The sequence below is a fragment of the Candidatus Synchoanobacter obligatus genome (assembly GCF_024259865.1).
Lineage (GTDB): Bacteria > Pseudomonadota > Gammaproteobacteria > Comchoanobacterales > Comchoanobacteraceae > Synchoanobacter > Synchoanobacter obligatus.
In genome coordinates this window covers 118,955-143,340 of record NZ_JAKUDN010000001.1, presented here as the reverse complement: position 1 = coordinate 143,340, position 24,386 = coordinate 118,955, and the positions used below count along the sequence as shown (strand labels likewise).

The window sequence follows — 24,386 nt, the reverse complement described above, 5'->3', positions numbered from 1 at the left end:
GTTTCATAATTAGGTTACGTTTTTGGTATTATTTACCCCATTTGTTGGTACTGCTTGTGTCCTTTTGAGGAGTAATTTTTCATGCATGCCATGCTTACGATGACAATAATCTGACAAACAAAAAAACGGTGCTATAAGAACTATAAATAAAAACAAATAGGTGTTGTGATGGCAATAATAGATGAATACCTTCGTGACCAGATTCAGAAATGTTCTGGAGTTGAGTTCTTTGAGAGTAGAGAGAATGACTCTTTTTCTGATTGTTACGAGAGCTTGAGGCAACTGCATGAAAAGATCAGAGGCAGTGCTCTGCCTGATGGTATCGATGTAGATAAACTTAGAATGGCATATGAGCTTGGTGATGCAGAAGATATTAGGCCTGTGCTGGCATTAGACGTTGTACAGTCTGTTAAGCACCAGATGCAAGTCGATGTTATTCAACAATTAGATGATTTGTATGGTGAGATTCAGGGCCTGTCTGTTGAGGCGGTAGAAGCAAAGGTTGTTACATTATCCAAATCACCAAAGGTTCAGTTTGTCTTAGGAGGCAAACGAAACTTAGAAAATCCTGAAAGTTTAGAAGAAAAAACTAGAAATGATATTGATCATATTTTATGCAATAGATGGTTAGATTTAAAACTTCATGAAAAGCATCATGAGATATCTGATATATTTAAAAGAGGACCGTCAGTGTACGGAGAGCTACAAAGAATGATCGTGGGAATCATAGGCATTCAGAATCTAATGAAAATGCCGAAGTATCTATTAGAAGCCTGTAGCCGCCCTCAGCTAAACCTAATTGAAAAATGGACGAGCCAGGACTATGTTCTTCGTCGCATAGAGGCAACTGCTTTTAGAAAGCGTGAATTGGGTTATCCCTATAGTGAGGATTTACCGTTTTGTACCAATAGACACTTATATCAATCAAGTATTGATAGCGCAGCAAACCGTAAGTCATTAGATGATGTATTGTTTCCAGTCACCAGTCGGTTTAAAGAAGCAGTAAAGCATGCCGTAGGAAGTGCTGTCAAGCTAGAGTTAAACGTAGAGGAGCTGAGAAAAAAAGGTGAGGGGAAGGTTGCCGAATTGGCAGTATATTTGGAAAATAAACTTAATATTGACAAAGAAGAGGCTCAAAGGCAATTGCGACAACCTATATACACTCTCTTTATGACAAAGAAAAAGCATGCTGACCTAAAACGTATTTTAGAAATTTATGGTTTTAGAAAAGTTAAGGAAAATACGGACGTAGTGACTATGTTTAAAAATGGCACTTATAAGGATCTAGGACTTGTCAACGACTTAGAAGTAAGGCATGACATCATAAAAAGTGGCAAGCTTTATGCTAGATCTGGAATGTTACATTCTTGGGACAGTAGCAAAAATGATTTTCAACAAGCCAGTACTGAGGGGGGAGCGTTTAAAGGTAGTGTTATTAAATATAAAAATTATAAGGGGGTTGTAGTAACAACAGATGGTGATATCTATACATTTAAACATCAAGGAGATTCTTCATCGGGTCCGCTTGCTTTTCATTCTATGATCACAGGAGGAAGGCCGGTATTATTTGCTGGAGCCATTCATATTGAAGATGGGGTTATTGAAGGACTGTCAGGTTTTTCAGGACATTATGGACCTGATAATTATGCTACTGTACTCGGTTTTTTGGCAAACAAAGGGTTGTTGCAAAATTCCATTTCTTTGGAAGATTTCCAGGAAAATGATATGTTATCTTTAGAACTTCTTAATGAAGCTTCGTCATCAGGATCATTATCATCTGAAGGGAAATTGGCACTAGAAAGTCTTAAGGGATCATTATCTTCTTCATCAATAGGTAGTGAAGCACCTGAGGCAGCAGATGATGCTGTTGGTATGATATTTCCTTCAGTTCCTACGGGTACGCTGGGTGGTGATCCCCCCCTGGCAGCGCCGGAAGAAGATATATCTGATGCTAGCCTGCTTGCAAGGCTAAAAGCATTGGGGATTGATCTAGCCCAAGGATTCACGGATACAGCAGCCGCTCCTCCTGTGAGTAGTGATGAGCTTACAGCTGGTCAAAGGATGAAGAAAGCAGAGGAACCTACAGCAGGAGACTTCCCAGAACGTAAAATTTCACCTGAAAAAGAAGGTAGTGGTGATGAAAAAGTCAGAGGCATGAAGAAATAATAAATAAGATCAGCTAATGGCTTTTGTTGCACGGTGTTTAATATTTAAATATGTATAGACGAAGCGTATTTAATTATTGTTTAACCAAGCTTAAGCAGAGTTCATTGTGATGTCTGAAGCCTTTATCAGTGAGTGAAATGGTTGATGGGGTAATGGTGAGTAAGCCAGCTTCAGAGGCAGATTTTAATGCTTGGATAAGATGGTCTCGGTGTAGCTGCGTTCTTTTTTCAAAAGTATCCAGGTCAAGAGGATCAAGGGTTCGAAACTGTCCAATGCAATATTCTAAGATGACATCACTTTTAGGGACTTCTTTAAGCTCTTGGATAAGATGATTCATATAAGCTTTTGGATGTTTGTGTTTAATGACTCTTTCTATCTTAAAAGGGTTTGTCTGGGTGATTTTGCTGTGGGCACCACAGCCAATACCAAGGTAATCTCCAAAATGCCAATAGTTGAGGTTATGAAATGATGGCTGGTTACGCGTCCAGGCAGAGATTTCATATTGTCGGTAACCATTTTTAATCAGTAAGTGACTGCCTGCTAAGTCCATGTCATTGATCATGTCATCGGAGGGTAGCTCAGGCTTTTTAACGGCAAATAGCGTATTGGCTTCAATATTGAGTTGATACCATGACAAATGTTCTAGTTTGTAGTCGATAAACTGCTGTAAGTCATCAAGAGCTTCTTGTAGGGTTTGATGGGGAAGTCCGTACATAATATCTAAATTAATCCGTTTAAAACCTGCATTTTGGGCTTGAATAATGGCTTGGTGAGTCAGATCACCATTATGAATTCTACCAAGGTTTGTTAACATAGCAGGATTGAAACTTTGTCCGCCGATTGAGATGCGGTTGATGCCTAAATCCACATAACCAGAATATGATGCACAATCCTGGGTTCCAGGGTTGGCCTCAATGGTGATTTCAATCTTTGAAATATCTTGATATTGTTGGATTGCCTGAAACAAAGGTGCCAGCTGTTGGGCACTGAATAAGCTAGGGGTTCCCCCACCAATAAATATGCTTCGAATAGGTCGGCTTTCTAGTATGGATTGATGACTGTGTAAGTCCTCAACCAAACGTTTAATATAGCCTTCAAGATCTGTATTATCTTTTAGTGGATGGGCGTTAAAGTCACAGTAAGGACATTTTTTGACGCACCAAGGTAAGTGTATGTAGAGGCTTAATGGGATCATTTGGTTAACGCAAATAAGTGGATGTCAGAAATTTTTTTGTTAAACATTCGGTATTTCTTGAGTGTTGCTTCATGCTCAAATCCCATACGTTTTAGAAGGTGCATTGACGGTTTATTATGGGTTAAGGTGAATGCTTCAATTCGTTCGGCTTGCATGTTTTCAAAGCCAAAGGCAATGATTTTGGTCAATGCTTGTGTCATAATACCTTGTCCTTGATAGTCGGGATGCAACTCAAAAGCAATTTCCAGACGCTTATGGAATTGGCTCCAGGATTCAAAGCCAGCTGAGCCAATCAGTTTGTTGTCTTCATTGCATATTGCCCAGTATGCACCTGTGTTTGTGGCAGATAATGCTTTGAGTGATGTGACAATCCGAATAGCATCAAAAATGGTATTAGGGAGGAGTTGCTCAGGTATGAACGGTTTGACGTCTTTATGGAGTAAAAGCGACTGATAGCGCTCAGCATCTGCTAATTTAATCTCTCGAATGGTGTACCCGCGGTCATTTATTTCAGTTTCAATTAAGTTCATAAGGATCTCGATTTGTTGCTATTATAGTTCAAAAATGTTATTTATCAGATTAAATATCATCAACTCTCCATCTTGCTTGTGCAAGGGTCTTTGGTGCGGGATCACCAGACCTTAAATAACCGAGAAATGCAACCATCGCTGCATTGTCTGTGCAATACTCTAATGGAGGGAAGTCAACCTGGAGGGGGAGTTGTTTGAGTGCCTGTCTGAGATACTGGTTTGCGCTGACACCACCTGAAACCACCAAATGTTCAACCTGGGTTTTTTTAATGGCATATTTGACTTTTTGTATGACGGTATCACAAATAGCTTCTTGTAAGCTATGGGCAATATTGGCTCTTATATTGTCTTCATCCTTATTTTTTTGATAAGCCAGCCGGGTTGCTGTTTTTAAGCCACTAAAGCTCATCATTGCATCGGCTTTCCGGGTCATGGGTCTTGGTAGATCAATGGTTTTTGTCGCGTGCTTGGCGGTCTGTTCAATAATGGGGCCTCCGGGATAGCCAAGTCCCATAATCTTTGCAGTTTTGTCAAAAGCTTCACCCACCGCATCATCCAAGCTTTCACCAATGATTTCATGCCGACCAAGTCCATGTGTTAGGATAATTTGGGTATGCCCTCCCGATACCAGTAAGGTAAGAAAAGGCTGTTCAGGTAGTTGTTTATTAATAAAAGGAGAGACAATATGAGCCTCTAAGTGGTTAACCCCAATCAGTGGACGCCCAAGCCCTAGGGCAAGTGCAGATGCATAGTTGGCGCCAACGAGTAGGGCCCCAATTAAGCCAGGTCCACGAGTATAGGCAATATGCGTGATATCATGAATACTAATCCCTGCTTGTGCCAATAGTGTATCCAAAAGAGGGTTGATTTTACTCAGATGTTCCCGGGCAGCCAATTCAGGAACCACGCCGCCGTATACTTGATGAGAATCAATTTGAGAATAGAGTACATCAGCAATCAGGCCATCTTGACCATAGAGTGCAAGTGCTGTTTCATCGCATGATGTTTCAATGCCTAGAATAATGTTATGATTGTTGGTACGCATAGATATTGGACTTATGTCTTATGATAATGAGAGCGCTTGCGGCAGCTAAACAATAGCTTGGAATTAATAGAGCATATACAAGCATCATGAGAGAACAGATAATGCTTGAAAGGGCAGGCGTTCTTTTATGCATGAACGTAATCCCCCAAAGTGTCATCAGGATGATGGCAGGGGACGTATGTGATACCAGTAGTGCTCCAACAGCCGTAGCAACACCCTTGCCGCCATTGAAGTTTAGTACAGGGCTGTAGCAGTGTCCTAGGATAACAGATAATAAAACAGCATCAGTTGGCGCTAGTAGCAATAGAGCCAACCCACCTTTACTGGCATCTAATAAGAGTGTGAGAGCCCCTGCCGCTAAGTTTTGTCTTGCTACGTTACTGGCGCCTATATTTCCTGAACCGTACGATGTTGGGGTCTTAAGCTTTAGGAATTCACAAACAATAATGCCAAAGGGGATACTGCCTATAAAAAATGCCAAAACAAATTGTAGGATTGTATGAAGAATCATTATATAGCCTAAGTTAATGTCATCTATATTATCATCTTTTTTACTGTAATTACAGAGTAATATATTTCAAAATCATCCTAGCATTTTAGGGGTGTCAAATTGATCAACAGGTCTTTGGCATTCTGCGCCAAGGGTTTAAATATATTGATACGCTACAGCTTGAATAGGTAAAATCATTTGTGCCCAATAGGGTAGAAAACAATCAGCGTTAAATTGGTGCGTGAGATTAAAGCGTTCTAAGCAACAGAGAAGGAGATAGTATGTTTCGCGAATCTTGTGTGATAATACCTCCGGTCGACGGCGGAGATGGCTGGTTTCACGATGATAAGGGCTCAAGACTAGAGCTTAGTAGCGATACTCATATTGGTAACGGTAATTCCCCTCGTAGTAAGGACCTCGGGTTAATTGCCGCGATAGCGCGGGGTAAGTGGCTTGTAGATAGCGCTGTGCTGCCCGATCATGATAGACATGTTTGATGCGAAATAACTTTGTGATGGGATGGTATTTCATATGAAGGTCTCCGACGTAGACCACTTTACCAGCAGGTGCATAGAAAGCGCCCAAGTATGGATTAAATCCTAAGGGGTCAATTCTAACGGCATCATTAAAAATAGGTGATGACAAGTGCAGAGGGCCATTTGAGACTGATATCCGTTTAATGGCATAGTAGCCAGGATTGAGTAAGAGCACATAGTTGCCTTCTTCTTCAAAATATCGCTGTTGAAAGCGATTGATGTTGTATGCGAATGTGTAAAACCCATCTTGGGTTACGGTATTGATTAAGCTACCGTCTTCGTTGGCAAATTTGACAATTTCAAGTTCCGTAATCGATGGTCTGAGATTGATGAGGACGACAGAGGTTTGTTGCGTGAAGCTGGTGTATTCAAATCGAGCAGATTGGTATTGCTGGCCACATCCCGCTAGCAGTGTGATGAGCATCAATGATAAAATAATTTTCCGCATCTCTAAAACCTAGTATTAACTTGGTCATGATAACATAACTTATATGTAGTGTGTAGCAGAACAGAGATCTTTGTTTTATGGTTTATGGTATCTGTGCTATGCTAGGATTGGCTAATTTGGATTTTAAGTGTATGTGTCAACTAAGACGGTTTGCCATGTGTAACGCTGCGTTACACACAGTTTTGGCTCATAAGCCAGTACCAAAGGCCCAACTGCGGTGGTTGCAAGGTTACTTTCGACCATTGAAAAAATTTGTTGATCATGAGTCCATGACAGACATATGTGCAGAGCTGAGCTTAAATGTTCCAGCTATAATCGGAGATATTGTCTATATAAACAGCTGGTTGAGCCAAGAAAGGATAGGGAGGGCTATCTTGCCACTTGAAGCAGAGGTTATGCTGTTACGTAGTCGTCCAAAATCTGGCTCAAGGAGATTAGCAAACACCAGGGGCTCTTTGCTTGCAGCATGTCAAGAAAAGCACCCAATGCTACACAATTTTTGACCTTTAGGCAATTATATGTTATCTTTGTAATATACTGAATAATATGGATTAAAAAATGTTGGTTATGTTTTTGCTTTGTGCAGCTGTTTTGCCACAAATTTCAGAGAGTATTTTTTCGCCATGCTTGCCGGATATTGCAGCAGCATATGCTGAAAATATGTCAAGTGTTGAGCATGTATTTACAACGTATCTGGTGGGTTATGCTCTGGGCATGTTGCTTTGGGGGTCCTTGTCAGACTATGTCGGTCGAATTAAAGCATTAAAATTTGGATTAGGGATCTATTTGCTTGGTGCCATTATGTGTTATCAAGCAGCCTCCTTAAATATATTATTATTTGCACGTTTTATTCAAGGGTTGGGTGGTAGTGCCTGTGCCGTTATAGTGATTGCGTTGTGCCGAGATTACTTTGAAGAAGGCAAAAGGGCAAAAATGATGGCTAAATTAGGGATGGCACTGTCTATTGGGCCAATGCTAGGGCCTGTGATGGGCTCATCTATTCTGACGTATTTCTCATGGTATCACGTTTACATTCCATTGATTGTTTACGCAGTTTGGTTGTTCTTTTCTACAGGTTATTTGCCGGGTCAAAGTAAACCGGATCGTGTTCCTAATATGCGGCATTATATTGAGATACTGCAGAATAAGCATTTATGGTTGTATGCATTTTTAATCGGTCACTCATGTGGTATTGGTTTTTCCTTTTTCTCTGAGGCGCCATCATTTTTCATGCTATCTTTAGGTTTCCCGAAACAATATTTTTTCTTATGTTTTATTATAGTGAGTTGGGCATGGTATTTCGGCGGCAAGCTATCAGAAAATATGTTGGCAAAGCATTCAATTGATCAGGTCATGTGGGTGGGGGTTCGTTTTGCCTTTTCTGCAGCGGTCTTATTTTGCTGTTTGGTTGCAGTATTTCAGTCCCAATGGGTTCTAATTATGGGTAGTTTGCTATGCATATTTAGTATTATGCTGGGACTTGGACTGGTGATTGGTAATGCCATTACATTGGCATTGGAGCCTTTTAGTGAGCATTCTGGTGTTGCTGCATCCGTACTGGGTTTTTTATATTATGGCGTGATTGCATTGGTGGCTGCAGGAATGGCAGAGCTACATGATGGTAGTTTGTATGTGATGCCCTTTTATTGGTTATATGTGTTAACCGTATGCGGTTTGATTGTTTACAAAGTTACTCTAGACCGGAGTGTGAACCAGGCTCTTGTTTCTTAAGTGACAATGTTGTTGATGAAATAAGCTTGTTTTTACAAAATCTTTGTAGTAATATTGGGTCATTGCGCCCGTAGCTCAACTGGATAGAGTACCTGGCTACGAACCAGGCGGTTGGAGGTTCGAATCCTCCCGGGCGCGTTTTAATGATTTATCTTTCTTAATATCTCGATAGCTTCTTTTGTTTCAACTTGTGGAAACGTATCGTAAAAATGACTGACTGAACCAAAATGTTTGGGTTGGTGTAAGCAGATAAAGTTGATGTTTTGTAGTGAGCCCAGCACGTCTGGTGGGCTAACAGGCACTGCAACTGTAATCTGCTTGGGCTTATGGCTTCGGATCTCAGAAACAGCAGCAACCATGGTCATGCCCGTTGCGATTCCATCATCTACAATAACAATGTGTTTGTTTGTTATTGGAGTCTTAGCTGAGGGGTAAGTTTTTTGCCGACTGCGAATATCTGCCAGCTGTTGTATGATTTCTTGATCAAGATAACTTTCTGTAACATGGAGTTGTTGGCACAGGGCCTCATTAAGAATTGACTCACCAAGGCTATTAATGGCGCCTATTGCAAACTCTGGGTTGTTAGGTGCGCGGAGTTTTCTAGGGAAAACCAAATTTAAAGGGCATTGGAACTTCTCACAGATGGGTTGCGCAATGGGAATGCCGCCTCTTGGGATGGCAATAACAAGATCACAATCTGTGATGGCTTCAGCAAGTTCTTGGCCCGCATGGAGCCTGTTTTTAAAGGCTTTGGCCATGTTCTGAATCTGAAGGGGATGTTGGTGTTCCAGAAGGGTGTATAAAAGCTTGTGCTACTTGAAGGTAAGGACTCACAGCGCATGATGCTGTATCTAAATGTACGGGAATTTTGAAAAATAACTGTTCAATTTTAGCGCCTAGAACATAGGTGGTCAGTAATGATTGAATGCATAGTGCAGGTAATGAGTACAATATTTGTGCGATGGGGTATAGTAGTGGTAATAGATTGGTTAGTGGGCTAACCATGGCAATAAGAACCAAACTATATAAAATGATATCAGCAGGGTTATCGGCCGCATAGAATTGATCAGAATATAGTTGCAGACTGTGATTGAGGTGGTTGCTTATGGTTTGAAGGAGATCATCACCTTTCTCAGCATCACTGGGAAAAGCGATAGCAACGATATATAGAGCGAGGGATGATAAGAAGACCGCAGTTTTACTAGAAAAGTAGCCACAAAGGATTCCATAGCAGCTACTTGCAAGAAGTGCAGGCAAGTGGAGAATTCGAAGGGTATTGGTTTGGCCAATATCTAAACAAAGGATCACATAGACCAATAATAGATTAATTAAAGCGGGAATATTATAAATACAGATTAAGCAAACCAAGTAGGTTAATGCTTGTAAACTAAATAAAGGTTGGTCCTTTGGGTCCGAAGTACTTGGTGCAAAACGAAGATACTTTAGAAGGGTTGATTGCAAGAGTAAAGTAGGAATGTTTTGAATAATATTTAAAATACCCCCATTGTGCTCTTCTTTTTTTAGGGTAGCAAGGGTGATGGCAACATACAGACTAAAGAGCTGAGTATGCAGTAAAGAAAACAATACTTGAAAGGGAAAATAGACCAACCAGATTCGACAAATAGATAAGGTTGCTAGCTGAAAAATAATACCATATATCAGTTGAGAAACACATTTGTCAGCGTAGTGAATGATGTTTGCTGGTAGCGTCATGCATGATTCCTATATCCCCATATATGATAGGGAATTTTTCCTCAATTAACAATACATGTTAAGACATTGTTTCATTAATTATATTATGGCGTCGCTCGGGGCGCTTGGTATTTTTCATACAATGAACAGGCGTTTGTATATGCCACACTGGCAAAGCTTATGGCAATAGCGGCACTATGAACTCTTTGGCTGGCAGTAAGAAACCTTATTGGAGAGTACACCATCATGAGGCTTTTTAGCGCAATCAGCACAGAACTGGCAGCAAATCCTTTTTGTAGGTAAGGTTGGGTATCTGTGGATACAGTGTTGCTGGAGAACAGTGCTGCCGAGAGAGTATGTAACACTGCTGAGGCGATATACTGGATGAGCGCTGAAGGATAAATGCTAGGAAAAGTTGTTCCTGCCAACAGGCATATCAGTGCGAACATATTTTGTGCTTGGCTGTCTTCATGATGCGCATTGTATTGAGGGTCATGTTTTAAGGAAAAGAATGCATTTGCAATCAGGATGGCATGAATGGCCATAGGCGAGAATGCCGATGCCATAAATGGAATGGCAATGAGGCATAATGCTGTTAGGAAGTAATGTGCTGATTCAAAGCCAAATCCTAAGACAATGGCTGCGATGATTGTTGCAGTGGTCGTATTAATGGATGTGGCGACATAATCTAGCAATGAAAGCAGTGGCCATGCGGCTCCCAAGTAAAAGAACGCAATGATTGGTGGTAAGAACAGGAGAAGCGGAATGGATTGCTCTAAGTCTTTCTGACTAACACTCAAGCCCCAGCGAGTAAGCTGTCTGCTAATATATGCACGAGAATGCAAGAGGGTTGTAATGCATGAGAACGTCGCAAAAGCATAAAACATAAGACTATAGGCTGATATGGAGACAAAAGGTAGGTAAAGCAATGCGGGTACACATAATATATAACTGGCCAGTTTGTATTCATAGCATAAGTATGTTGCTGCCATGAAAATGAGAGTTGGGGCAGCAATAGAAAAAAATCCGATAATAGCAGACCAAGATGGTATACCATCTGGTGAGAACATACTGAGTGTATTGATTATCCCAAGTGTCAAACCAATGAATATTGCTATGTAAAAAAGCACACTTTTATTGGGATTTCCCGGGTCTCGATTTGCAAAGTAATACATTGCGCCAAATGCGGCAATGGCGAATACCAATTCAAAGATTAAGATGGGGTAAGCTGGTGAGGCAAAGTAAATATTGTGGAGCATCACCTTAAGGATAAGGTACAGCGTGTGTAGAGGATAATACAATATATTGGTGATGATCTTTCCTGGAAAACTGGCAATCTTCCAAATAAAGCCAAATATTGTCATAATATAGTTTTGCATAGGTGTATTCACTTTTTTTTAATTATTATACAGTGTTTTAAAGGTTTGGTCAATCAATTTCCAGTGCCTCAGGTTGCTTGCTAGGAGGGGATATTTCACAATTTTCAATTTTAAAAAACCGTTTGGTAATCTTGGTAGAAGACTGCTGAATCAAATCAACGTCTTTGTGAGCTTGGCCAATATGCCGGGCCAATTGATCCATTCTTTTTTCAAATCGTTCAAAATCTTTTGCTAAAAAAGCAAGGTGTTGCTTGATGATATCTACTTGCTCACGGGTAGAGTAGTCTTTGATGACACTTAATGCTGTGTTTAAAACGGCAACCAGTGTGGTTGGTGATGTCAGCCATACTTTCTTCTTGTGTGCATAAGCTGTAATATCTGGATGATGGGCATGTATGTGTGCAAAAACTGCTTCCGCAGGAATGAACATCATGGCGCCCTGGGCAGTAAAGGATGGCACGATATACTTTTCATGAATATCATCAATGTGCTTTTTAACATCTTGCTTGAATTGGCTAAACGCAGACTTTTGAACAAGGGGATCGTTACTTTGTTGCTTTTGGTAGTTTTCTAATGGAAATTTGGCATCAATGACAATATGTCCAGAGTCTTTTGGCATGAGGAGTAAACAATCAGCTCTGCGACCATTCGGTAATTGTGCTTGAAGTTGATAGTGCTGTTGAGGGATGACATTGGCAATGAGTTGTTCTAATTGCACTTCACCAAAAGCACCACGAGAGGATTTATCGGTTAGGATGTCTTGAAGTGCGACGACATTTTCAGATAAAGATGTAATTTTTTCTTGGGCTTTGTCGATAAGAGACAGTCTTTTGATAACATTGTGAAAGACTTCTGAGTTTTTTTCAAAACTTTGATTAAGGGTTTTATTAACCTCTTGTGAAATGTTATGTAATTTTGAATGAACCGCTTCAGTTAAGTGTTTCTGATGCGTACTATTCTGATCATGCTGGTGTTTGAGTGTTTGGAGTAACGTGTCTAAGATATCAGCTTTTGTTTGTGTTTGTTGTTTTAATCCCTGCTCAAAAAAGTGTTCTTGTTGCTTACTAATAGCAGCAGTGATCGACTCTTGTAATGCCCTTTCATCCAAGGCCTTGTTCTTTAAAGCATGGTAGAGAGCATAGCCAAAACCTGATTGGAGGATGAGTAATACAATAATTGTTGTGATGTCCATTTATGGGTCCTTATTCTGCTGAGCACATGGCTGTATTGATCATGGGGAGGACAGCTTGAGCAATATTTTGGTGTCCTAGTGGGTTTGGGTGTAACGCATCATCCTGCATCAGATCAGGATTGTTTGGAAAATCGAGTTGCACCATTTCAATATTATGGATTTGCGCAACATGCGCATATGTTGTTTGTAAGCGCTGCCGGAAGAAACCACCATAGTTGGGAGGAAGGTCAATACCAATCAGCAGCACTCTACTGTCGTGTTCTTGCGCCATTGTAATGATTTCATTGAGGTTGCGGTAAAGTTGGGTTAAAGATTGCCCTCTAAGTGCATCATTACCACCCAGCTCAACAAGCAAATAGCGGCTTCTGTGTTTTTTGTAGAAGTTCTCTAGCTGTGTGATGCCATCTGAAGAGGTAGCGCCTTGAATACTCAGGTTTTGAATTTTTGAGCTGCAGTTCAATTTTGGCTTGATCAGTGATACCCAATTATCATCTGCAGGGACACCATAGCCAGAGCTAATACTATCACCAAGGATGGCCAAGTCATATTCTTTTGCTTGGCAGGCTGTTGCGAAAAGTAGTAAGATGTAAAACGTTATTAGTTTTGGAAGCGGCATGTCAGTCATCACAGTACACCAGTTATCAAAATCCGTCCATTCAGGAGACTCAGCTATTGATATCATGAATTGCCAGGCGTTGCAAGTTGCAGAGCATGAACATCTTGCGATTACTGGTCCTTCAGGTTCTGGTAAAACAACTTTGCTGAATATGATCAGTGGAATTGATGTGCCAACCCATGGTCATGTGACAGTTTTAGGACAAAATATCTCCCAGTTAACTGAAGAGCAGAGGGTTGCGTTTAGAGATCAATATGTTGGGCTTATTTTTCAGGATTTTTGTTTGTTTTCTGGATTAACCGCACTTGAAAATGTGGCGTTATTTAAGCCGGATCATAGCACTTTGGATGAGTGCTATAAGATGTTAGATGCAGTGGGCATGTCCCAGCGCTATGATGTTGAGGTCAGGCATTTATCTGGTGGAGAAAAACAGCGGGTTGGTATTGCCCGAGCGATGGTTAAGAAGCCAAAGATCTTATTGGCAGATGAGCCAACCGCTCAACTGGATACCAAAACGGCACAATCTGTAATGGATTTGCTGTTTCACTTAAGACAAACTCAGGCCATGACGATGGTGATGATTACCCATGATATCAGGGTGGCTGAGCGCTGTGATAGAATGGTCAGCATGGAGTCATTGTCTTCATGATTAAGCAGAATGCATCTCGATTATTTTGGGCTTTTTTATTGAGTTTTATGCTGTTGTTGGCCTTAGATGCGGTACCTTCACAATTGGTTGAGATGAAGTCTCGTTATGCATCAACATGGGCGGGGGGAGATTTGGTGGTCAAGTCCCCAAGACACCTTGATTTAGATCTAATGAGCCAATATCAGGTTTCAAAAAGTATCAAAATGAGTAGCATGATGTTGGCAGATGATACTGCACACTTGGTGCATCTACAATTTATTGAAGACAATTACCCTTTATATGGACAGTTAAAATCTAGTAGTGATGTGCCCATCCCACAGGGAGGTGTTTGGGTGTCAGAACGTTTTGCACAGCAAATTGGATTGAGGGAAGGAGACCAAGTTGCCATTGGTGATCAAGAGTGGTCTGTGGCAGGTTTCGTGACAAAACAAGATGAGCAAATCTTCGATTTTGAAGCATTTAGTCCGAGTGTTTTTATGCGTTATGATGATCAAGAATTAACGGGTCTTATCACACCCACATCCAGATTAAGTATTTATACCTATATTGCCGGGCCAGAGGTTATGGCGCTTTCTGCTAAATTAGAGGCAACGTTGTCGAAAGATGCAAGAATCATTAAGCCTCAGGAGTCTCTAGGCCGTATTGAGCGCATTATCTCTCAAGTTGTTGACTTACTATGGGCGGTGAGATTGGTCGGTTATTTGATGGCAGGTTTTTTGTTTCATCTGGCTCTTGAGGGGTATTTTCATTATTTGGCTCAAGACGTAGGAACTTTAATGGCTTTAGGGGTCAGGAAAGCAAAACGCCTTCGCTATATCACCCAACCCCTGTTACAAGTCAACTTATTGGTGGTAACGCTAGGTGTTGTATTGTCTATAGTGTCCATTTATGGGTTAAATCAGGCATTGGCATTGCTCCCCATGACATTGACGCTAGAAATGATGCCTCTGGTTATCAGAACCTTGGTGACTTATGTTCTAATGGCTTCGGCACTTGTTTTTCTCCATTGTAATAGTGTTCTTAATACGCCTGTGATCAACTTAATGCGGCAGCATCCTAGGAGTATTAATTATTTATTGATGTTTTTGGTTTGTAGTGGCATTGCAATTTACACACAGGTTGTATCGTGGGATATCACGGGGGTCTCCATTCAGATACTGTCGCTTGCTGTGATTTGTCTGTTTGTTTATATGCTAATCTATGGTTTGATCTATCTTTGCCGTTATGGGCTAAAGCTAGGTGGCACCAGGGCGTATATGTTATTAAATGGTTTGCGGTTGTATGGATATGAGTACACCTTTGTGGTGATGTTTCTCAGTGTCATATTGACATTGGGTGTCTTTGTTTGGCATGCGCAAACGCAGCTCATTAGCTCGTGGCAGGCAACGTTTCCAGACAATGCCTCAAATGGCTTTTTGATTGGGGTGCAAGAACGTGAAGTTAGTGGATTAAAGGCGCAATTTTCTTGGTTAAATGAAGCAGATTTTTATCCTATTATTAAGGGTAGGCTGATAGACATTAACGATCAGGACGCAAATAGCTATGAGCAGGGACGCTTGAAAGACCATGAGGCATTAAATCGTCAATTGAATTTAACCATGTTGTCGTACTTACCTCCTAATAATGAGATTATTGAAGGGACCTGGCCTTCGGAAGGCCTGTCAGCTGACTCAGGTATTATGAACCGGTTGGGTTTGAAGTTGGGCGATAGGTTAACTTTCCTGCTTTATGGTGAAGAAGTCAGCCTGCCGATTACCAGTGTTCGTCAGGTTGACTGGCGATCCATGCGGGCGAATTTTTACTTTATCTTTCCGGTATCTGCGCTAGAGCAGTATCCTGCCAGTTATATGGCCAGTGCCTATCTTCCGCCTGAGCATCGAGATGATTTGGCTTTAATGCAGCAAATATATCCTGGTGTTACGTATCTTGACGTCGCACTATTCATAGAAGAAGCACGCCAATTTGTGGATTATATTGCAGCATCAATGACGGGGATGATTGGCATTGTTTCCATCTTTGGCTTATTGGCATTTATGATGATCTTTCAGCGTCAGCATCAACAAAAGAAGCGTCAAATGAAAGCCATGAAGAAGTTAGGGCTGGATTTACGTCAATATCCCGTTGTGCAAGATGAAAGACGGTTTTTGACAGTTTTAGCAGCCATGCTGTCAATATTACTGAGCGTATTGATTATCTATATGATGAATGGATTATTAACTGTATCATGGTATTTTGACGTGAACAGTATTTTTGTTATGCTATTAATGTTGGTTACGGCATTGAGTATCGATGCTTTAAGGGCACGGCAATTGAAATAAATTGAGGGTGGTGGATTGTTCTCCTGGCTGAACAAATGTTTCAGATTCATTTTTGACTGGATGCTTTTGGCTTCGGTATTATTGTTATCCTATATGATATTCATATCATCAAGTGGTGTCCGATTATATCGACAATTGGGCGCTGCACAAAAAGAACAAGCCCAGCAGTTGGCGCATTTAAAAGAAAGGGTAGCAACGCTGACGTTTCAAAAAGAAGCCTTGTTATCAGATCCAATGTATTTGGAGTATGGTGTTAGAACCCAGTGGGAAATGGTTAAGCCTGGTGAAACGGTTCTTTGGTATCAAGATTTATAGTTCACCATTAGCCGCAGTAGCACAGTATCGTGCTACTGCAGTGATATCCAATATTCTTTGATGATCTTAAGATTTCTACCAAGATAACATTGCCGAAGAGCCTTGTTCTCCAGCACACTCCGAACCTTCTTCAGGCACTAACACTGGAGGAGGTAGTTGCATTGTGCAAGAAGCGCATGGAGAGTATACATGCTTGGCGATGACATAGCCTGTGAATAACCCTGTGAGATAGAAAAAAGCAGCTTGAAGTTGCGGTGGAGATATCCACCTTTCAAGTCCGAGACGCGAGACGATCCTTTCGGACATTGGTAATGCTCTATTATGCTTGGCAATAAGGCTCCTCATGTCATCTGGTGATTTGGGGCCAACAAATTTTTCGAGTATGTTACCATTTTTTAACAGTAGTGTTGTGGGTGTTCCGGTGGTGCCATATCTTTTTGCAACCTCAGGATTTTGGGTAATATCCAAGGTGTAAATATCCAGGTCATGACCATCATTGCTTATTGTATTAATATTCTTTTTTTGGGTCTCACATGGGGGGCAATGAGGCATTGAAAAGACCACCATGCTGAGAGTTTTGGGGTTAATGTCGGTATCAAAGGTGCTATCTGTCAGTTCTCCTTCAATTTTGGTATGTGAAAAAGGATTGGTAGGGATAGGCAGTTGTTTGTCATTCATCACCATAGGTTCTAATATTGCAATCAGTTGTTGTTGAGAATGATACAGTGCTTCTACATAAGGCATAATGGCTGCTATATAAGACGCTTCTAGATTTTGAACTGCTTGAAGGATTGGCTGGGCATCGATAGCCTCTTTACCGTTAGCCTCATTATAAGCATTCAGTTTTTGATAGAATTCTGCTATAGGCTTTACATCAGATGCGGTGTTAAATGTGGCGAGCAGATCCTCTTGGGAATGGTCTTGTAATGCCTGCCAATATATTTGTATCTCAGGATTAGAAGCATATAATGACCGTTTTCCTAGCCATTGAGTGATCAATGTCATGAGAGGCCAAGGTTTTATATCTAAGACAGGTTGGTACTTAACCTCTTTAGGTGCTTGCGTTACATTCATTATGAACTGTAAATAAAGTGGCTCTTTAGAGGCGTTTTGACCTGCTTGCTGGATTTGATCCTGAATATATTGTTGTGTGGTCAACATGCCAAATAATAATTCTCCTAATGCATCAAATTTTTCTGAAGATGGAAATAGTTCTGAAATAGGGGCCAAATAGCGTTTAATAGCATCCTGGCTGCTGTCAGTCTTTTTAAGATACTGATCGATATTCAGTGGCATATTTTCTCTCCTAAGGTCGTTTATTGCATTATGTGGATACGGCGGATGCTTTGTCAAGCTTATGGTAGGGGAAAAATAAGCATGCATACGTGCGCATGAGTTTAAAAGCATTCAGCAAGGATGGTATGGTGCCATTAAACCCCTGACTGCTGTTATTATATAGATAAAAACAGCTTGCTATTTAAGCCACAGTTCAGTCATGACTAGACATTAAAGGATTGGTCCTTCTTATGATCTAGTCTCACCTTGGTCTGGATGTTGGTCAGTAATGGATAAATACAGTGTTATTGGCAACATAGTGTTAGCGGGTATTAGAAGGAATTGGATAGTCGCAGCTAGTAACTCATATCCTGGAAATATGATAAAAGGGATATATAGCGCAGCCATGATGAGTGACGCCAGAAGTATATAGCCGATTACTCTAAAAAATCCTGCTTTTGTTACCAATTGACGAGATTGCTTGAGTGACTCTATAGGGCCTGCCTTGCCATCACATAATAAGTATAGAGCAGCGCACCAGGAAATAAATAAGTAAATTCCAGGAACGACAAAAAGAAGCATACCAGCCATAATACCAAATAAGTATGTAATAAAGAATACAATCGCTTTCCACCACATGCCGTTTTTGAAGCCAAAGGAGAGACAGTCTTTGAATTTTACTGCTTCAGAGCGGGCAATTCTCAACATCATTCTTCCAAAAACGATGAGAAGCACGGGTATTGATATCAGACCAGTTATTATAACCCCAGCCACTAAAAAATCGTTTGTCACAATCATCATAGATGAAAATATTAGCGCACATATTGGTATTATGCAGACGGCTGTGAAAGCTAAAATATAGCCCCATATTTTAAAGTAGTTTTTAAACGTAGAGGCCAGCCATTGCTTTAAGCAGTTTACTATATCTAATTTACACATTGTGACACCTCATCTTTGTTATGTAATGTTGTTTTTAGCATAAAAAAATTATTTGTCAGATATATTTACCATAAATAGCCTTGAAGGTTTTTTAAGTTGAGTCTGTATCAAAGGTTGTTTCATGTGGATATGGCAGATTCCTCGTGATGTTAAGAAGTGGAGAAAATAAGTTTGTGCATATTTGTTCAGTGGTTTATGATGTAGGGAGTGAGATCTAGGAGGGATATTGTGCGTTGGATGAATACTGAATCAGGTTATGGAGCTGTTGCCAGGTTTTTTCACTGGTTGGTTGCGGTATTGTTGCTGGGGCAATTGTCTGTTGGGGCTTGGATGGTAGGGCTACCAAATAGTGAAAAAGCCAGTATCTATGGTAACCATAAAACCTTTGGGTTGTTTATATTATTATTGGTCACGTTTCGGTTAGGTTGGAGAGTGGTTAATACATTGCCAAAGTTACCTGAAGGCACTCCTAAATGGAAGACTTGGGCGGCAAGGTCTTTACATCGAACATTTTATTTCTTAATGTTTGCCATGCCAATTACCGGTTGGATGATGTCGACTTCTGCAGGTTATTTACCCAGTTTTCCAGGCCTTGGTAAAGTTGCATTTCCATTCTTTTCAGAAGAGGGATTTTGTTTATCAGATAGCTGTTATAGTAAAGATTTTATTGGAGGCTTATCTCATGATGGGCATGCGATATTCTCTTGGATTATTGTAGGACTTTTGTTGGTACATATCAGTGTGGCATTATGGCACCTACATTTAAAAGATGGCGTTTTTGCTCGTATATTTGTCGATAGGACTTAAGGGCCTTTGGTCTGCTTTATAGGGCCATGCTCAAGTAACTGTTGTTTGTGGGTATATAGAATCTCAAGACAAGGTTGGTTATTTGTAGCTAGAGCCAGTAGCTCTGGTGTCCAGAGTGTATGGTTAGGTGGTTCACCATAGGTATGCATGATATGGTCGATATCAAGTTCGGGATGATCGATTAGATAGCAGCCAGACATACAGTAATTAACATGGTTGATAATGATTTCAAGGCATTGTGGTTGGTTTAAATATACGGCTAATAAAGCGAGTGAGTAGCCTTTGTCATTAGCAGTATTGACATCGGCACCATATTCAAGCAAAAGAGTTAAAGCATGGGTGTTGCCGTATTGTACGGCATGTTGCAATGCCTGTTTGGTTGTTGTTGATTGTGGTGAAATTTGTGCTAGCTGTGAGTGACCATACGCATCTAATAAAATTTTGCAGGCTAGGTGTTCATGTTCTGTAATGGCTGTTAGCAGATCAGTAGGATAGCTCGTTAATAATATGATTTTAATGTTATGGTTGTCAGGCTGAAGTAGGTGCCAGATCATGCGTATGTTAAAGTTGTGCGCAATGGTATCAGAATTGATTGGGTTAATGGCCTTGGTTGGGTCTAACGCCTTAAGGCTTTGGTGATCATTGAGAAGAGCGTGAACCTTTTTGTAGTTATAAGAGGCAATGGCTTGCAAAAATTGTTGTTCATCGATTGGTTGGTGTGTTTTTTTCATGCAGTACCTATGTAGCTTTGTCGTATTGTGTCGTATCTGATGAGAGGATGCAAGGCTGGTTTGGATTAAACGCTGCTACGGATATAAATAGGCTCAATAGCATTGAGAGCTGTTGCCTTAAGTGCTATGGACTGAGCCATATGAAGCATAGACTTTGCGTTTGTTGTGATGATTTGACTATGTGAAATGTTGCCATATAGGAGTGACGTGTCAGTTAAAGAGGACTGAGAGACCAGTTGGATATCACCAGGTTTCCCTTGAGAAAAAGCCTGTATATACGCTTCATCTTTTCTCGCATCAAGGGCAATGGTAAAGGAAGTATCCTGGATCTTGGAGGCCACAACCTCAAAACTTGATACGGCATAGAGAGGCACTTGTTTTGCTTGTGCCAGACCTTGAGCAAAGGCAATGCCTGAGCGCAGTCCACTGAATCGTCCTGGGCCGATATTAACCATAATACCGCTCAGATCATTCAAATTAACATCACAAAGCTGATCATAAAGTGAGATCTGAATGTCTTGCCATTCAATGAGTTGATCATTGAATGCAATAGAGTAGGTCATTTGGCTGGTATCGATCGCAAGTATCATGGTGTTATCAATATGAATTTGAATATATTATGAATCATATTTACCATATGTAAAGCAAAACATTCATTAGACAATCATCTATGATCAGATAAATAAGCTTTGGCAGTTCCCATCAATTTGGTCAGGTGCCGGGAATACAATGCCATTGGGTGCATTGGCTGCTATGGCTAAGACTTCAGGATCGTTCTGTAATCTTGGATGGGCGTATTGGAGGGCATCACTGGCACTGGCAACAGCAGTTTTCACCACCTCAATGTCATCTTTAAGTTCATCAGAAACATATTGCAGCTCAAGACCATGATCTTCTAAAATCATTAGTGCTTGGGCTTTATTGTTACGTTTTTCCTCTGATGCGAATTGCAATGAGCGTTGGTAAAAGTCGATACGAACGGTRGGCTGGACCAGCATGGTGCTTTCAACCGTCTGGTCAAAGTTGGTATCTTCTTCAGGTAACGGACGTTTGAGTTTTGGGATTTCTCTGTAAAGACGTTCCAGTACTCTTCTTCTTGATGGGGTATCTGTATAGAATATTAAATAAAGTGTGTGTCGCCAGTTAAACCCTAATTGTTCTGTAATAAGCTTATATATATTAAGATTTACTTGTTGTGTTCGGTGAAGGTAAAGTATTAAGACCTTGAGGTTTTCCAGGCAATACTGAAGGCCTTGCTGAGACCATGTTTGTGGGTCACGTTTGGTGCTGACTAAGCCGGACATCAAGCCTCTTGAAATAAGATTTAATCGTTTGATGTAATGACTCATGAAATGTATGCGCTGATATCTGAATCTTACAGGGTTTGAAGAGCCAGAGTGGCAATAAACGATTCCTCTTAAATGTTCAGCATGCTTGGCAAGCTCCTCCCATATGGTGGGATTGTCTTGATAAAAGTGCCGCAGCATGCTCTGGGTTTGCTGTTGTAGGATGGTTCTCTGGCTATTCTGCAATGGCCATGTATCATCATTGCTAAAGCTATAGGTGAGCATATCAATGCGATCTAGGAATAAATCAACGATGTCATAAGCATGTTTTGCCATAGCCATAGGATCTTCATCTCGTGAATATTGAATATTGATATGGCGAAGTGCTTGGCCAAACTTTTTTTGGCACTCAGAGAGTGGGATCTTGAACCTTGAGTGGTTCGTGGCAACCGTGATACAAATCTGGGATAGTCCATATAGCTCTTCAATATAGAGTTCTTGGATTGCCCCATCAGTTTTTTTGAGTGAGTCGATTTTACACTCTAAGATTTCACCTAATACTTCATCAGTTTGGTGAAATAGGGTGGTTAGCGCTTTGGTTAACGTTCTTGCTCGGGATGTATTATCGGGTTCTAGCTGAAATAAGTAGGACAACGATAGCATGTTATGGCGTTTGGGTTCATATTGGCGATTTCGGGTAAACTCTAATAGCTTCATTCCAAGTTCAGAGCGCTCTTTTCTTGGCCAGGATCTTAAGAAAGCCTCTTTTGTTGCTAAACAACAGTATGGCATTAAGTTATTTAAGGTTGGTGGGGTTTTTGGGGGTAGGGTAGCGCCTGTGGAGCCTGCTTTTTTTTCAGGTTTGGGGCTAGAAGAGGAGGGGGGGTGTGTGCGTTTCATAGGTCTCATTGGTTGTGGGTCTACACGGGTTGCTGGGTGTGTTTGTTGCTGAGCTAGCGGCGGCGGGTTTATGTTAGGAGCTGGTTGGGAAGGGTGCACATATTGTTGTGGTGAGGTGATGGGTAGGTGCTCGTGGCTGTTCGTGGGTAGGGAGAGCCTATGGTGTGGTGCCACATTGTGTTGCGCAGTTTGTCTAAAATATCGTGGTAGTACGCTAAGACCAATGAGTAAGATGGCACAAAGAATAAAAAGAATGGTTATCATTATTTCTATAGTCATATGCGTTCCTTTTGCTGCTGTTTAATTAGGTATAGCATGGTGCTTCTACTTCGTCAAATGCCATAGGGTATTTGTTACAATGTGGCTTGAATATCTGAGCTGAGATGATATGATGCTCTCTAAAGGATTAGAGGGAAAGAAATGATTATAGAAAGCATTGTATGTGTCGTATTCATCGGATTTGTAGGATGGTATTTCAATGTTGCGACGGTAGTGTCTAATTATTTTCAGAGAAGGAGGGCATTAAATAAAATAAAAAGTAGACCTGCTTCTCATACGCCGCTAAAGGAAGTTGTTGTTAACCCAAATATGGCGCTTAGTAAAGATATTTTGTGCCCTGTTCACACAGATATACCAAATAAAGATGAGGCAACTGGCTTAGATCATGTCGATGAAGAAACAGCAATTAACCTGTTGGTTCCTATGTATGGTCGGACCCTATCGCCAAAGTTGGTGGTGGATTTAAAACAGGCTATTCAAGAATTATGGTCGCGTTCTGAATTCCTAAAAGTTCATGAAGTACTAACCTATGTGGCTAGCAGATTTGATCAGCAAGCAGCAAGGGTCTTGATGCGTCAGCATAGTTCTAGAGAGAGGGTATCGGATCCACTGTTTCTAAATAGACAACGCTTCCAAGCAGTCACTGTACGATTTCAGGAGGAGCTTGGTAGTGTGCTACATACAGAGCGCCGTATCGGTTCTGAGGTGATGATTGATTTGTCTCGTGTGCAGGGAGAGATGCCGATATTAGATGAGTGGTTGCTGTTTACGGGAAGCGCGAAGGAATTTATAGCTTATCAGTATGGCTCAAGCTCTATTGCGAATGCTAAGATGCTTTGTCAGACGGTCATTAAAGAGATTTTAACTATCTATTCTGGTGATGTGATGCTTGCAAGAGGATCTGTGACGCTATTGGGGCATGCTGGAAAGCGTGTTAAAGCATTATTTGATGCAATCTGTTTAATCGACTATGGTGTTGAGCATATGGAGGATATTCCCACTCCAGCACCGATCAATGAATCTTTACGTCAGACAGGAAATTTTTTGAGTGGCTATAGCAATGGTTGGTTGCCACAGCTTAGAACGCACTCTTCCTATAGCCGCAAAGGTTATTCAAGTCATTATAAAGGGTGTGATCAATATGGTGTTGATTTTTCGGACAGCCTGTTTCCAGGAAAAACGCATTTACTCTTCGGATTGACTCAGGCTAATGTTGTCTGGTTTAAACTTGAGGAGCACGGGCTTGGGAGCGTGGCAGAAATAGCGTCCCATGGTGTTGATTATGTGTGTTCAAAGCTCAATGCGCCATCAATTGATGAGGCAGGGCCTAACGATGTGAGAGACACAAATGATATTATTGGTGAGATCAAAGAACGGCTTGCCAGTCCATGTGCTACTTTATAGTGTCGATATGATCTAATTGGGTTCAAGTCATAGTGATTCGCGCTATGTTTGTGTAAATTGGTTAGTATCATAGCTTCATGGTCCTTCTAAAAATAGCGTATGTTTCCTAATTAAGCGTATAGATAGCATGGATATTGCATTATTTGTAGAATAGTCATGACTGTGGTAAGTTGCTTTAAATCAAGATTATAATAGAGATTAATAATGAAGAGTAATTTTTTAAGGCTATGCGGAATGGTGATCTAAAGATGATTGATGAAGGTGCTAATATCAATCAAGCAGGTGAACAAGGCCAAACCCCACTATATATCGCTGGACGAGATGGTCACTTAGAGGTTGCTAATGCACTTCTTGTTAAAAGTACCTCTGTTGATCAGGCTAATGTTACTGTCATAACCCCACTAGATGCATTGTCATAAAGTGCTGATCTCTATATCCTTGATGAAGCATGTAACCATTTATT

The 24,386-nt window shown here is 40.8% G+C and carries 24 protein-coding genes and 1 tRNA gene; 10 read left to right on the top strand and 15 right to left on the bottom strand.

Features of this window, described 5'->3' with window-relative positions:
• Window positions 1-168: 168 nt before the first annotated feature.
• The gene (locus tag MKS91_RS00695; RefSeq protein WP_258568927.1) at window positions 169-2,166 is read left to right on the top strand and encodes a hypothetical protein; all 1,998 of its coding nucleotides are present in this window, start codon (window positions 169-171) and stop codon (window positions 2,164-2,166) included.
• Between the two features lie 73 nt (window positions 2,167-2,239).
• On the opposite strand, the gene hemW is transcribed toward MKS91_RS00695, so the two are convergent.
• The 5 genes from hemW to MKS91_RS00670 form a co-directional block, all read right to left on the bottom strand.
• Entirely contained in the window at window positions 2,240-3,361 is a 1,122-nt protein-coding gene (gene hemW / locus MKS91_RS00690) for a radical SAM family heme chaperone HemW (RefSeq protein WP_258568926.1), read from the bottom strand.
• A complete protein-coding gene (locus MKS91_RS00685) occupies window positions 3,358-3,891 on the bottom strand; it encodes a GNAT family N-acetyltransferase (protein WP_258568925.1) in 534 nt (177 codons plus the stop codon). The genes hemW and MKS91_RS00685 overlap by 4 nt, the downstream gene beginning before the upstream one ends.
• A 49-nt stretch (window positions 3,892-3,940) precedes the next feature.
• A complete protein-coding gene (tsaD, locus tag MKS91_RS00680; RefSeq protein ID WP_258568924.1) occupies window positions 3,941-4,936 on the bottom strand; it encodes a tRNA (adenosine(37)-N6)-threonylcarbamoyltransferase complex transferase subunit TsaD in 996 nt (331 codons plus the stop codon).
• On the bottom strand, window positions 4,917-5,447 hold the full coding sequence (locus MKS91_RS00675; RefSeq protein WP_258568923.1) for a glycerol-3-phosphate acyltransferase: 531 nt from the start codon (window positions 5,445-5,447) through the stop codon (window positions 4,917-4,919). Before MKS91_RS00675 ends, tsaD begins: the two co-directional genes overlap by 20 nt.
• Window positions 5,448-5,792: 345 nt before the next feature.
• The gene (locus MKS91_RS00670) at window positions 5,793-6,410 is read right to left on the bottom strand and encodes a hypothetical protein (protein WP_258568922.1); all 618 of its coding nucleotides are present in this window, start codon (window positions 6,408-6,410) and stop codon (window positions 5,793-5,795) included.
• A gap of 131 nt (window positions 6,411-6,541) precedes the next feature.
• Between MKS91_RS00670 and MKS91_RS00665 the strand changes: the two genes are divergently transcribed.
• From MKS91_RS00665 to MKS91_RS00655, 3 genes are all read left to right on the top strand, one after another.
• Window positions 6,542-6,913 (top strand): hypothetical protein, encoded by a 372-nt coding sequence (locus MKS91_RS00665; RefSeq protein ID WP_258568921.1) that lies wholly within the window; start codon window positions 6,542-6,544, stop codon window positions 6,911-6,913.
• Between the two features lie 55 nt (window positions 6,914-6,968).
• A complete protein-coding gene (locus MKS91_RS00660; RefSeq protein ID WP_258568920.1) occupies window positions 6,969-8,141 on the top strand; it encodes a multidrug effflux MFS transporter in 1,173 nt (390 codons plus the stop codon).
• 64 nt (window positions 8,142-8,205) lie between these two features.
• Window positions 8,206-8,279 (top strand) — tRNA-Arg (locus tag MKS91_RS00655).
• A gap of 2 nt (window positions 8,280-8,281) precedes the next feature.
• Here the strand turns inward: MKS91_RS00655 and MKS91_RS00650 are convergent.
• The 5 genes from MKS91_RS00650 to MKS91_RS00630 all read right to left on the bottom strand — a co-directional run bounded on the left by MKS91_RS00650 (window position 8,282) and on the right by MKS91_RS00630 (window position 13,029).
• Window positions 8,282-8,899, bottom strand: coding sequence for a phosphoribosyltransferase (locus MKS91_RS00650; RefSeq protein ID WP_258568919.1), 618 nt, complete (start codon window positions 8,897-8,899; stop codon window positions 8,282-8,284).
• Window positions 8,883-9,854, bottom strand: a complete 972-nt coding sequence (locus MKS91_RS00645) for a hypothetical protein (RefSeq protein ID WP_258568918.1) — start codon at window positions 9,852-9,854, stop codon at window positions 8,883-8,885. Before MKS91_RS00645 ends, MKS91_RS00650 begins: the two co-directional genes overlap by 17 nt.
• Window positions 9,855-9,937: 83 nt before the next feature.
• Window positions 9,938-11,212 (bottom strand): hypothetical protein, encoded by a 1,275-nt coding sequence (locus MKS91_RS00640; RefSeq protein ID WP_258568917.1) that lies wholly within the window; start codon window positions 11,210-11,212, stop codon window positions 9,938-9,940.
• Window positions 11,213-11,261: 49 nt separating this feature from the next.
• Window positions 11,262-12,404, bottom strand: coding sequence for a DNA recombination protein RmuC (locus tag MKS91_RS00635; protein WP_258568916.1), 1,143 nt, complete (start codon window positions 12,402-12,404; stop codon window positions 11,262-11,264).
• Between the two features lie 10 nt (window positions 12,405-12,414).
• Window positions 12,415-13,029: a GDSL-type esterase/lipase family protein gene (locus tag MKS91_RS00630; RefSeq protein WP_258568915.1), complete on the bottom strand. Its 615-nt coding sequence runs from the start codon at window positions 13,027-13,029 to the stop codon at window positions 12,415-12,417.
• Here MKS91_RS00630 and MKS91_RS00625 point away from each other — a divergent pair.
• Genes MKS91_RS00625 through MKS91_RS00615 form a run of 3 tightly spaced genes read left to right on the top strand, consistent with a single transcriptional unit; the run spans window position 13,019 to window position 16,302 of the window.
• On the top strand, window positions 13,019-13,669 hold the full coding sequence (locus tag MKS91_RS00625) for an ABC transporter ATP-binding protein (protein ID WP_258568914.1): 651 nt from the start codon (window positions 13,019-13,021) through the stop codon (window positions 13,667-13,669). The genes MKS91_RS00630 and MKS91_RS00625 overlap by 11 nt on opposite strands.
• Window positions 13,666-15,987 (top strand): ABC transporter permease, encoded by a 2,322-nt coding sequence (locus tag MKS91_RS00620; protein WP_258568913.1) that lies wholly within the window; start codon window positions 13,666-13,668, stop codon window positions 15,985-15,987. Before MKS91_RS00625 ends, MKS91_RS00620 begins: the two co-directional genes overlap by 4 nt.
• Window positions 15,988-16,047: 60 nt before the next feature.
• A complete protein-coding gene (locus tag MKS91_RS00615; protein ID WP_258568912.1) occupies window positions 16,048-16,302 on the top strand; it encodes an FtsB family cell division protein in 255 nt (84 codons plus the stop codon).
• Window positions 16,303-16,377: 75 nt separating this feature from the next.
• Here MKS91_RS00615 and MKS91_RS00610 read toward each other — a convergent pair whose 3' ends face one another.
• Window positions 16,378-17,598: a thioredoxin family protein gene (locus MKS91_RS00610; protein WP_258568911.1), complete on the bottom strand. Its 1,221-nt coding sequence runs from the start codon at window positions 17,596-17,598 to the stop codon at window positions 16,378-16,380.
• Between the two features lie 228 nt (window positions 17,599-17,826).
• Window positions 17,827-18,378 (bottom strand): hypothetical protein, encoded by a 552-nt coding sequence (locus MKS91_RS00605; RefSeq protein ID WP_258568910.1) that lies wholly within the window; start codon window positions 18,376-18,378, stop codon window positions 17,827-17,829.
• Window positions 18,379-18,753: 375 nt separating this feature from the next.
• On the opposite strand from MKS91_RS00605, the gene MKS91_RS00600 reads away from it, so the two are divergent.
• The gene (locus MKS91_RS00600) at window positions 18,754-19,323 is read left to right on the top strand and encodes a cytochrome b (RefSeq protein WP_258569129.1); all 570 of its coding nucleotides are present in this window, start codon (window positions 18,754-18,756) and stop codon (window positions 19,321-19,323) included.
• On the opposite strand, the gene MKS91_RS00595 is transcribed toward MKS91_RS00600, so the two are convergent.
• The 3 genes from MKS91_RS00595 to MKS91_RS00585 form a co-directional block, all read right to left on the bottom strand.
• Window positions 19,320-20,054: an ankyrin repeat domain-containing protein gene (locus tag MKS91_RS00595; RefSeq protein ID WP_258568909.1), complete on the bottom strand. Its 735-nt coding sequence runs from the start codon at window positions 20,052-20,054 to the stop codon at window positions 19,320-19,322. The genes MKS91_RS00600 and MKS91_RS00595 overlap by 4 nt on opposite strands.
• A 65-nt stretch (window positions 20,055-20,119) precedes the next feature.
• Entirely contained in the window at window positions 20,120-20,644 is a 525-nt protein-coding gene (gene tsaB, locus MKS91_RS00590; protein ID WP_258568908.1) for a tRNA (adenosine(37)-N6)-threonylcarbamoyltransferase complex dimerization subunit type 1 TsaB, read from the bottom strand.
• 84 nt (window positions 20,645-20,728) lie between these two features.
• Window positions 20,729-22,519, bottom strand: a complete 1,791-nt coding sequence (locus MKS91_RS00585; protein ID WP_258568907.1) for a DUF4116 domain-containing protein — start codon at window positions 22,517-22,519, stop codon at window positions 20,729-20,731.
• A gap of 141 nt (window positions 22,520-22,660) precedes the next feature.
• Between MKS91_RS00585 and MKS91_RS00580 the strand changes: the two genes are divergently transcribed.
• Window positions 22,661-23,923: a hypothetical protein gene (locus MKS91_RS00580; protein WP_258568906.1), complete on the top strand. Its 1,263-nt coding sequence runs from the start codon at window positions 22,661-22,663 to the stop codon at window positions 23,921-23,923.
• A gap of 227 nt (window positions 23,924-24,150) precedes the next feature.
• Window positions 24,151-24,342: an ankyrin repeat domain-containing protein gene (locus tag MKS91_RS00575; protein ID WP_258568905.1), complete on the top strand. Its 192-nt coding sequence runs from the start codon at window positions 24,151-24,153 to the stop codon at window positions 24,340-24,342.
• Window positions 24,343-24,386 lie beyond the last annotated feature (44 nt).